The following is an 11,771-nucleotide window of genomic DNA, read 5'->3' as shown; positions in this document are numbered from 1 at the left end:
CTTAAGAATTGGTGAGGGGCCTCCGTCTTTGCCCGGTAGGGGCGCGATTCATCGCGCCAGTATCACGCCGTCAGGTGCCCTCACCTGACGACCTAGACCAAAGGCACAACATAAGCCTTAAACAATGCTGACCGCCTTTCTGTGCCGTCAGGTGTCCTCACCTGACGGCCAATTCAAGAGGCACAATGGGGACACGCAATCGGTCTCGATTCGATAAATCCGCGCTCTATTTTGTGACCACGACCTTTCTTGACTGGCATAGGCGACTTGCGACTTCTGAAATGCGCACTTGGTTTGAGGAACTGCTGTTTGAAGTTTCCGAGCGAAAAGCCAGTGCGTTGATGGGCTATTTAGTTATGGAATCGCATATTCACTTATTCGCTGGATGCAGGGGGGGCGGTTCTCAATTATCGGAGTATATGCGCTCTCTGAAGTCCCTCTCGTCTCGTTTCCTTTTCAGGGAGGCAGCTGTGTGGATGCCTCGATTTGACGACTTGATAATTAATTCCGAGCACCAATTTAAAATCAAATTGAACTACATTCACAATAGTCCGATTCTTAGCGGACACGTTGCTAATGCACTGGATTGGAAATGGTCAAACGCGGGATTCTGGCTCCTGGATGAACCGAAGGGATGTCTCACCAAAACGTGGGAGTGGCTGTCAGGTGAGGACACCTGACAGCACAGAAACGCACCTATTTTTTAGACTCGAACAAGAAATAACTTTGATCATAACTCTATGTTAACCGAATATATACAAATCGCCCTTTCCAAGGCGCACTATAAGATCATTGAGGACCCCAATCCCTTTTTTGGATGGGTTGATGAATTGCCGGGGTGTTGGGCGAACGGTGCGACTCTTGAAGCCTGCCGGGAGGAACTTCGCGAGGTCATCGAGGATTGGATTCTTATCACCAATCGACTCGGCGAGACGCTTCCGGTGATCGAGGGTATGGATATAAATCCAGAACCAGCGTTGGCTGAAGTTGAAGCCGACTAATCGACGGGAGCTGATTCAACGACTCGTCAGACTTGGCTTCAGCGGTCCGCACCCGGGCAAGCGTCATAGTGTGATGGTTGGACGGGGGCGTAAAGTCCATATTCCCAACCCTCATAAGAGAGACATTAGCGGAGGTTTGTTGGCGGACATTCTTAAACAAGCCGGAGTTTCCGAATCGGAATGGGACTCGGCAAGATGATCCTGTGCAAGAAGGGATGTTGTCGGTAAATATATTTCTGTGCTGACAGTTATGGATACCTGACAGCACTGGAATAAGATTCCCGCCTGCGCGGGAATGACATGCAGATTGGATTCCGGCTTTTGCTGGAATGATGAGGACTTACTGGATTCCCGCCTGTGCGGGAATGACACCGAAAGTTACTAACTGCCCAATAGAGAGCAGCACCCTATGCCCAATTTCCAATACGTCGTTACTGACGCCAAAGGCATCCGGCGCGAAGACCGCATCCGGGCTGCCAACCTCGACGCCGCCATGCAGACCCTCTCCAAAAAGGGCTTCAAAGTGGTGTCTCTGCGCGAAGTCCGCACCGCCGTCGGCGACGCGGCGCTGCCGCCAGTCTATGAGCAGATCCAAACGCGCATCGACAAGATCCGGCAGTTCATCCCGCTCAACACGCTGGTCTTCTTCACGCGTCAGTTATCGACGATGTTCTCGGCCGGTCTGACGATCGAGAAGTCGATCGGCAACCTTATGATCGAGGAGCGCAACCCGCGCTTCCGCAAAGTCCTTGCCAAGGTCGGGAACGACATCAAGAAGGGCATGGCGCTGTCGGAAGCCCTCGGCAACAGCCCCGGCGTCTTTGACGGGCTCTACGTCGCGCTGGTTCACGCCGGCGAAATCTCCGGCTCGCTGCACGTCATCCTCGAGGAGTTGTCGGACTACCTCGAAGCGATGGCGGACACCCGGCGCAAGGTGATCTCGGCGCTCTCCTATCCGACCTTCGTCCTCGTCTTTATGATGGCGATCGTCTCCGGGCTGCTCCTCTTCGTGGTGCCGCAGTTCGCTGAGATCTACGCCAAGTTCGGTGCCCGACTCCCCGGCCCGACCCGCGCGCTGGTAGCGCTGTCGCAGACCGTCAGCCGCAACTTCATCCCCTTTCTTGCTATCAGCATCGTCGCGGTCTTCATGATGTGGATCAGTTCGATGACCGAGAAGGGCGGACTCATCTTCGACACCATCAAACTCCACTTCCCGGTCTTCGGGATGCTGGTCGAAAACTCGCAGATGAATAAGTTCGCCAAGACCTTCGGGATTCTGCTCGGCTCGGGCGTGCCGGTGATCGAGTCGCTTGGCCACGTCCAGCGGGTGCTCGGCAACCGGGTGATGGTGCGGGCGCTTGAGACGTCGAAGATGCTGATCAAGGATGGCTTCGCGATTTCGGTGGCGCTGAAGAAGACCGACGTCTTCCCGCCGACCCTGATTCAGTTGATCGCGACCGGCGAAGAGACCGGTGAAATGGACAAACTGCTCGACAAGGCGGCTTACTTTTACGCCAAGCAGGTCGATGCTGTCGTCGAACGGCTCACCTCGCTGATCGAGCCGATGATGATCGTCGCCATCGGGGCAGTGGTGGTCTCGATCATCGTCACGATTTACCTCCCGATCTTCAAACTCGGTATGGCGCTCCAGAGAGGTCTCTAAAGGCGCGTTTACTTGCCCAGCCTGCCGTCCCGACATCCGAACTGGAAGTTGGGACGGCAGGTCAGTTTTGGCAGTTCGTGATGATGCGCTTGGGATTGTATATTTTGACTTCATCGTTGTGTCAGTTATATATTAAGCAGTGCATTATATTGTGGTATCGTCCAGTAGGACAGACATTCCTGCCTGTCCTTAAGACAGACAAGAATGTCTGTCTTACTGATGACATTGTATGCTGCACTGTCTAATAATAATTTTCTCATTGACTGAATGATTCGCGTAGGGTCGGATTCCAATCCGACCATCCCGCTACGATAAAGATATGTTCACTATGAGGTTGACCTTGAGACCATTGGTGTTTCTATCCTGCGCAGTATTGGCGCTTGCGATGCCCGCTCTGGCACAGAACCAGATCGACTGGATTCGCTTCTATGACATGGGCGGTCAGGAGCAGATTGAAGACATCTACGCTCCGGTTGATGGCGGCTATGTAACCTGCGGCATGGCTGACGCACGGTTATGGATCAACCGGGTGGCTGACGATGGCCGGGTTATATGGTCCAGAACCTACGGTGAGGATGGCGCCCGGATTGGCAATGTCTGGGCTATCATCGAATCGGAGAATGGCGACTTTCTGGTCGGCTGCACCTTGAATGGTGAATTTTCCGCACTGCTCGTCGATGCCGAGGGTGAGGAGATCTGGTGGAACGTCTATGGCGGCGGCATTTGCCACTCGCTGATCGAACTGAAGAGCGGTGAGTTCCTCCTGCTGGGACACCTGAATAGCGCTTACCGGCTGGGACGGATGGTCCAGATCGACGGCGAAGGGGAAGTGCTCTGGGACCGCTCCTACGATCCCGGGGGATTTTGCGACATCTACTTTATGCGTGAAACCGACGGCGGCGTCGTGGCGACCGGAATGGCGCGCCGAGGTCCTGATGGACCGTTGCAGGTCTGGTTTATGAAGATCAATCTGCGCGGCGAAATGCTGTGGAACGAAATCTATCCTATCGGACCCTCCTGCGGGCGCGGCATCACCGCCACCTTTGACGGCGGATTTGCCATCACCGGCTACCACACCCCTCCCAACCGGCAATACGACAATTTCTTCCTTATCTACGCCGACGCTGATGGTGAAATGCAATGGATGGAGAGTTACGAACCGGAGAATGAGTCCTCCTTCGAGCAGGGTTGGTCCATCCTGGCGCCGCAGTCCGGAGGCTATGCTATTGTCGGAGAATCGGCAGACCTGCAGGCGCGGGTCTCGAAACTGAAGATGGTCCGCACCGGCTTTGACGGCGTCGAAGCCTGGCGCAGGACCTTCGACGATCCTATGGGGCGGTTCATGCGCGGCACCATTAGGTTCTGGTCGGTCATCAGGGGGCAGGACAATTCGATTCTGGGCGTCGGGACGATCGATCACCCGGTGCCAATGGGTTTGGATGGGGTCTTGATCAAACTGATTCCCGAGCGACTCGAACCGCTCATTCTCTATTGGGAGCCGCAGGATACCAACCTCATTATCCTCCCCGAAACGACCCTCCGGTTCCTGGTCCGTGCCGTCGATCAGCAGAACGACCCACTATCCTACCTTTGGACTCACGACCGCGATACCGTCTCAACCGACACCACAGTCGAGATCACCTTCAATGACCTTGGGTGGTCTCAGGTTCTATGCCGGGTGTCTGACGGCCGCAACACGGTTTCCCTGAGATGGCAGGTATTGGTTGACGACTTCTTTATCGTTCGCGCAACCCCCGATATACTCGACATTCCGCTCCGGCGGGGATCCGAACTCACCCTATCAATCGACTCCGTAGCCACAATACTCGATCCGATTGCGCTGGAATATCTATGGTTCATCTCCGATGTGGAGGCTATCGTAGATTCGCAACTGATCGGCACCGCGTCGGAAGTTACGGTGCAGTTCAATCGCCCCGGACGATTTGCTCTCAACGGAACGGCTTACATCGCTGACCTCTCCGATGAAGTGATATGGAACGTCGATGTCCGCGGGCTGATATGGAGTTACGGGCCTGACGATGAGAACCTGACGGTCGCCCCGGGAGATACGATCAGGTTCCGAATCGTTCCCAGTGACGATGATCCCGAGATGCGCTATGAATGGCAATACGACCGCCTCCCTGTGCCCGGAGCCGATAGCGCAAGCATCCTGTTGCGCTTTGACGACCTCGGTGCGCACTCCGTAACCGGGAGGCTTTCCAATCCGGTAGAGCAGGACTTGGTGCGCTGGGACGTGATGGTGGTTGAGCCGGATGCGGCGGGTCGGGAATGGTCGTCGCTTCCGGCTCAGTTTGGATTGCTATCGCTGCATCCCAATCCCTTCAATTCCGCCCTCACCGTTCGCTTTGGCCTGGTGCAAGATTCACCCGGAAGGCTCACGATTCACGACCTCAGCGGCCGCGAGTATTTGAACATTACCGATCTAACCGGCACAACAGTCTGGGACGCCGCGTCTGCAGCGCCCGGCCTCTATCTTGTTAGACTTCAGCAGGGCGACCGGGTGGAGACGCGAAAGGTGGTGTTATTGAAGTAGAAGGGAAGTCCGGGACGATCGGTGACTTGGTAGCGGATGTTGTTGTCACCCTGAACGTAGTGAAGGGACTCATCCAGACAGGATTCTTCACTTCGTTCAGAAAAACCTACTGACAATTAGATCCACAGATCTGGATGAGAAGCAATTTGTAGTTGTCAGTGCAGGCGCGAATACCAATTCGATCGTACACACGATACCACCACCCCAATGGTCGGATCGGAATCCGACCCTACGCGGCTCATCCTACCCCCGACATCATTATCCTCCGACGGAATCGCACATCTTCAAAAAAAACCCGTCCCCCCGGCCGTAACGACCGGGGGGACGGACATTTCCACAGCGGCATCGGGCATTCCTGCCCTTAGCCACCATTCTGCACTACTTCACCAGCATCACCTTGCGGATGGCGCTGAACGAGCCGGCCTCCACCTTCACCAGATAGATGCCTGCCGTCAAGCCCGATCCATCCACCGCGATGGTGTAGTGCCCGGCGACCTGCTCACGATCCAGCACCCTGGCGATCGCGCGGCCGGCGACGTCATAGACGGTCACCTTAACGCGTGAAGCCTCGGGCAGACCATAGGCAAGCCGGGTCGTCGAGTTAAACGGGTTTGGATAGTTCTGACCGAGATAGAACTCAGACGGAACCGTAACCGCCGACACATCGAGTGCCGCAAACCCGTCAATCTCATAGACGAGGCTGCCTTCCTTCAACGCCGCCGCATTCAGGTCATAGACCCGGTCGTCGCGAGACGACCAGACCTTGAGCGAGAAGGCTTCGCCCGGCATCAGGCCTTCGACCGCTTCCGTCGAAGGATCGTCGCCCCACACCGCCAGACCGAACTGACCATCTACCGCCGTTCCAAGTCCAACCAGCCGGCCCGAGGGGCTGAATGCCGCCACCTGATCACCCGCTTCGAGTTTCAGTCCGCGAATCGAAGTGATGAGCACCGACATATTGTGCCCGGTCATCGCTGGATCGCTCCAGTGTCCGGCCAGAGCACCCTCCGCCGTGCGCCCGGTCCGCTGAACCGCCAACTGCTGCTCCTGCGGCTCCGGATAGTTGAGCGTCACATCGGCATCGACTTTGATCTGGTAGCCCTGCGTCTCCCGCCACGGGTTCATGTTGCTGAACCGGAAGCGAGGATTGGCAAAGCGGCCGCTGACGTCCTTCACAAGAAGAACATGATTGAGAATCGGCGAGATGGCGTAGAAGTCAGGCGGAACACATCGAAGTTGGTAGTCCGGGAAGTAGGCGATGAAGTTCCACCCCGTCGCGATCGGGACATCGGCATCCGGTGCGATCGGCTGACCCGACCAGACCGTCTCGACCGCTTCATTCATCTTCACCTGATACGCTTCGGTCAGGTTCCAGTAGGGAATGTTGTTGAAGCCGAAGCGCGGGTTGTAGAACTGACCCCGCTCATTCTTCATCAACAGAATGTGATGGTTCTGCTGATCGATGCGCAGTTGGTTGGTCATCCGGATGATGTCCGGACCCTCGTCGCGTGCCCAGAGCGCACGGTCGGGCGTCACATTGATCGAGATCAGGTTCCAGTTGGCGTTGAACAGGACCAGCAGATTCTTGAACGGCGCGCCCGAAAGCGTCAGCGCAGTGAACTCATTCGGCAGATAGACCGCTGGACCTTCCTGAATGGTCGGACGAGCAGCCCATTCCCGCTGCGCATTGTAGTCCCAGAAGCGGAACGACATGGCTTCGTTGGGCCGCAACTGCTCGTTCCCGTCGGTTTCTCCCCAAGCCGCGAAGCCATGGGGCTGACCGTCGCGAATCCAGACCACGGCACCCGAGCAGACTCCACGCGGCGAGAAGACGCCGATCTCCCAGCCGCTCGGCAGCGGCGCATCGTCAAACGTCGCTTCGGTTACGAGCAGACTGTGGTTCGCTTCGCCTTCAACCCACTGGAAATGCTCGGGCTCGAAGCCACCGGTTACGAGTTCGACATTGATCTCTATGGCTGGATTCTGGATGTCGTTGGAACGAATCGTCAACGTCCCGCCGTAGGTCTGATCCGGCTCAAGATCGGTGGCGTCGAAGGTTAACGTAACCTCCGTCTCGCCGCCGGCTTCCGTCGAACCCCGCATGGGATCGACCGTGAGCCACGGGATGCCTTCGCCCCGGCCGTCATCGACAATGGCAGCATTGTTGTTGCCATTGCGACCGAACCAGAGGTTATGCCCGTCATGCCCGATACCGAACGACCGGACATCGGTGTCGGCGGCGAAGTCCTGAACGATGTCGAGGCTCCAGTCCTCATAGTCCAGATTCAACTGCCAGGCCCGGAACGAGAACGACATCCAGAGGTGGCCGTCGTGGTGCTGAGGCACCCAGGTAAGGCGTCCGCGGAAGTCGGCATTCCCGCCCTGACCGATCACGTTCTGAATCTCCCGGACCACCCGGTAGTTGTCGTTGATGTCGAGCACGTAGAGGATCACGTTGGGATAGGTGATGCAGAAGAGATACCCGCGCTCCGGATCGACCGCCGTCCCCATCACAATGGCGGGGGTGTTGATCGTCTGCAGCAATTCACCACGGGTGTTGTAGCGCTGAATCCAGGAGTTGGCCCACATGCTGCAATAGATGTTGCCGGCATTGTAGGTCAGCCCGAGCACCAGGAATCCGCCTTGCGGCCGAAACTCCTCAGTCTCGGTGATCTCCTGGCCATTCCAGTGGTAGCCGTTGATCCAGCCGTTGGCCGCCTGGTCCGTATGCGACGTCCACATGACCTGGTTCTCGTCGTCCCAGCCCATCCCGAGGTTGCCGGGATGTGCCAGTTGAATGCGCTGCAACACATCACCGGGATTGTCGCGCACCGGGCCGCGCCCGTCGGCGTTCCTAAGGCCGCGTCCGCTGGCGTCACGCCGTCCCATTCCGTCGTCGCGATTCTCATCGACCTCGATCCGCCAGTTGAGCATTTCGCCGCCTTCATCAGCCACGTTCATAATGAAGAGCGGCTGCGAAGCCGGATCGGCTCCCGGAGCCAGCCCCTGCCGGATCGTCGCCCCGGCTTCCGGCCGGGTCGCAATCGAAGCCGGCAATTGACCGATTCCGACGAGGTCCCACCAGACCGTCCCGTCCTGAACGTTCTCAGCGTTCGACATGATGGTGAGACGTCCCTGTCGTTCATTCGGCGTCTGGGGATGGAAGGTTACCGTCCCTTCGAGCGACTCGCCCGGCTGCAAACTGGCAGCGTTCAGATCGGTCTCGAAGTCCTCTTCGTTGTCGATGACCACCTGATCGAGATCCAACCGCCCGGAGCCGGTGTTGGTGATCACAATCGCCCGCACCGCCTGCGCCCCGACATAGGTGCGCGGGAACACCATCGGCTGGGCGCCTACAATCGGATTCGGGATCGGATTGCCATTGATAGCCGGCGCCTCAAGCGCGGACATCCGGATCGACACCTCAACGACCTCGTTCTGAGGATCGTTGGAACTGATGAAGAGCGAGGCTTCATAGTCGCCCGCGGGGATGCCGCTGGCGTTAAGCGTAACGATCAGGTTGGCATCGCCGCCCGGATCGATCCGGCCATCTGATGGATCGTAGTAGAGCCAGTAGGCTTCGGTCGTGCCGTCATCGTAGATGCGGATGTTGCCGGGACCCCAGCCGCCGACCCAGAGATTGTAGCCGTCGTGGGCGGCAGCATCGTAAGGCTGCGAAATACCCGCCGGGAAGTTCAACACCGCGGCATCGGACGCCCAGTTCTCGGTGTTGATATGCACCTGATAGAGGTTCTGATTCCCGTTGTTGTTGAGACCGCCCTGGCCGATCCAGAGTTGCCCGTCGGGATGCTTCGATACCCACTCCAGCGCATAGACGTTCACATTGTTGGCTGCGTGCTGCACCCAGTTGTTGATCGTCCCGATGCGCTGGCCCAGGTTGTTCCCGTCCATCCGATAGACATGGACGGGCTGATTACCAGCCTGCTCCTTGATGAAGCACCAGCCCTCCTCGTGGTCGAATGCGATGCCGTAGGCATTGATACCGGCATTCATATTGCCGATGTTGTTGCCATTCACGTCAAAGCGCCAGACCTGGGTCGGCTGGTTCAGGTTGCAGATGTAAACCACGCCCTCGTAGAAGCCGCCGTCCATCGGATTGGTCGCCTGCCAGCGGCGAACCTCGCGGAAGTCCCGGTAGTCGTCATGGGTATAGACCGCGAGGATCGAACTGTTGTAGATAGTGATGAACGCCAGGTCGTTCTCCCGGTCGTAGCCCACCGGTGAGCAGTAGATGTTGACTCCGGCGCCCTGCGGCTGGTTGAATTGCGCGATCAGGTCGCCCGGATCGTCGCGCATCGGGCCACCGTCGGCTGAGCGTAGTGAACGCCCGTTCGCGTCACGCCGCCGGTTGCCTTCCGGTTCGCGGATGATCTCATGCTCGGCTTCCCAGTAGAGCGGCGCACCGCCATCGTTGGCGATGTTGATCGGATACTCCCGAATGTCGCCGGTTACCAGTTCGTCTTCGATCGCCTGAGGATCGACAACCATAACCGGCGGAGCGCCTGTCACGCCGACCATATCGATCACGATCTCGGGCAGATCCGGATCGTTCGACTCTATCGTCAACTGACCCTCATGCCGGCCGTCTTCTTCGGCGTGAATGAAGACCTGCACCACCTGCGACTGTCGAACGGGGATGTTGAACTCTGCCGGATCGGTGCTGAAGAGCGCATCGTCGGACGTCGTCAACGTCCCTTCGAGAGCCAGCGTCCCGACGTTGCGAATCGTGAGCGGCATCGGATACCGGCCGCCGGTAAAGAGATCGCGGTGGTAACGGTTGAAGTCGATAAGGTTCGCATCCTGTCCGATAGCCCACTCGAGTTCGATGTCCGAAGCGCCGCTGACATCAAGGATCACCGAGACCTGGACGACTCCGTCGTCGGGGTCATTGGACCGGATGTTCATCACCGCTTCGTGGCGCCCGTCGAGTGCGCCGACCGCATTCAGGGTGACGATGACGTTGACATCGCCGCCGGCTTCGATCGAACCTTCCTTGGGATCGTAACCGAGCCAATAGACTTCCGTAACGCCGTCCTCGTAAATGCGGAAGTTGTTCAGCGCGAAGCCGCCCTGCCAGAGGTGGTGGCCGTCGTGCACCACTGCGTCGTAAGCCTGGTTCGCTCCGCCGTTGGGGAACGACACCACCCGGCGCACCGCCTGCCAGTTATCCTCATTGATCTGGATCTGGTTCAACCGCATATTGCCGTTGCTGGCCCACAACTGTCCCTCCGGATGCTTGAAGACCCACTCGATCTGGTAGGGGATGAAGTTGTTCTCCATCATCGGAATCCAGTTGCTGATCGAGCCGATCCGCTGCCCCAGATTGCCGTTGTCGTCAACCTGGTGCACCCGGATGTCGTAGTTCGGACCGACCTGCTCGCGGAAGAACATCCGGCGGTTCTCCTGATCCGCGGCTACGCCGTAGAACTGGAAGCCGACGTTGAAGTTGCCGAGGTTGTTGCCATTTGCATCCCAGCGGTGCAGGAACATCTGCCCGTGCTGGTTGGCATAGAGCACCCCGTCCATCCAGCAGCCGTCCATTGGATTCGGCATCGCCCAGCGGCGAACCTCCTGGAAGTCCCGGTAGTTGTTGTGGGTATAGACGACGATCAGACTGGTCGAGTAACTCGACAGATAGACCAGATCGTTGTCGCGATCGTAGCCAATCGGCGACCAGTATTGGTTCACCACATTCGGGCCATTGAACTGAGCGACCAGATCGCCCGCCGGGTCTCGCCGTGGTGCGCCATCGGCATTGCGCAGGGCGCGGCCATTAGCGTCGCGGCGCAGACCGCCATCCGGCTCCTGGATCACCTCATGGTCGATTTCCCAGAACAGCGGCGCAGCGCCGTCGTTGGCGATGTTGATGACATGCTCCGCGGTCTGTCCGGTATTCAGATCATCTTCGATCATTTGCGGATCGACGACGATCTGCGGCGGCGCTTCGGTTACGCCGAGGAGGTTGATCACGACCTCCGGCTCGTCCGGGTCGTCCGAGGCAATGGTCATCGTCCCCTCATGACGGCCATCTTCCCGCGCCGCAATAATGAAATTGACCACTGCTTCATCCCGCGCCGCAATCACCAGTTGATCCGGATCCGAGAGGAAGAACTCATTGTCGCTGGTGATCGAACCGATGTTCAGTGCGAGCGTCCCGGTATTGGCGATAGTTACGGGGACAATGTAGCGGCCGCCCGTAAAGAGATCGCGGTGATACCGGTTCCAGTCGATCAGATTCTCGTCCTGACCGATATCCCAACTGACCTCGATGTCGGGCGCGCCCTGCACGCTGAGTCGGACGTTGACCAGAATCTGCGGATCGTTCGGGGCATTCGAGTCGATGATCATATCGGCTTCGTAGTCCCCGTCGAGCGCACCGGTCGCGTCGAGCGTCACGATAACGTTTTGATCGGCACCGCTTTCAACTGTGCCCGAGCTAATATCGTAAATGAGCCAGTAGGCTTCGGTCGTGCCGTCATCGTAGATGCGGATGTTGCCGGGACCCCAGCCGCCGACCCAGAGGTTGTGCCCG

6 protein-coding genes are annotated in these 11,771 nt (G+C 57.9%); 5 read left to right on the top strand and 1 reads right to left on the bottom strand.

Annotated features, from left to right (window positions below; genetic code table 11):
- Positions 1 to 185 precede the first annotated feature (185 nt).
- The 5 genes from FJY67_09105 to FJY67_09085 all read left to right on the top strand — a co-directional run bounded on the left by FJY67_09105 (position 186) and on the right by FJY67_09085 (position 5,218).
- Complete coding sequence (locus FJY67_09105; GenBank protein MBM3329609.1) at positions 186 to 680, top strand: hypothetical protein; 495 nt, start codon at positions 186 to 188, stop codon at positions 678 to 680.
- A 60-nt stretch (positions 681 to 740) separates the two neighbouring features.
- Entirely contained in the window at positions 741 to 1,001 is a 261-nt protein-coding gene (locus FJY67_09100) for a type II toxin-antitoxin system HicB family antitoxin (protein ID MBM3329608.1), read from the top strand.
- The gene (locus tag FJY67_09095) at positions 988 to 1,200 is read left to right on the top strand and encodes a type II toxin-antitoxin system HicA family toxin (protein ID MBM3329607.1); all 213 of its coding nucleotides are present in this window, start codon (positions 988 to 990) and stop codon (positions 1,198 to 1,200) included. The genes FJY67_09100 and FJY67_09095 overlap by 14 nt, the downstream gene beginning before the upstream one ends.
- 210 nt (positions 1,201 to 1,410) lie before the next feature.
- Positions 1,411 to 2,664 (top strand): type II secretion system F family protein, encoded by a 1,254-nt coding sequence (locus FJY67_09090; protein MBM3329606.1) that lies wholly within the window; start codon positions 1,411 to 1,413, stop codon positions 2,662 to 2,664.
- Positions 2,665 to 2,983: 319 nt separating this feature from the next.
- Positions 2,984 to 5,218, top strand: a complete 2,235-nt coding sequence (locus tag FJY67_09085; protein ID MBM3329605.1) for a T9SS type A sorting domain-containing protein — start codon at positions 2,984 to 2,986, stop codon at positions 5,216 to 5,218.
- A gap of 378 nt (positions 5,219 to 5,596) precedes the next feature.
- Here FJY67_09085 and FJY67_09080 read toward each other — a convergent pair.
- Positions 5,597 to 11,771: choice-of-anchor D domain-containing protein (locus tag FJY67_09080; protein MBM3329604.1), on the bottom strand; the 6,175-nt coding region annotated here is incomplete at its 5' end.

Source organism: Calditrichota bacterium, from assembly GCA_016867835.1.
Taxonomy (GTDB): Bacteria; Electryoneota; AABM5-125-24; order Hatepunaeales; family Hatepunaeaceae; genus VGIQ01.
This window is presented reverse-complemented; position numbering and strand designations above follow the sequence as displayed.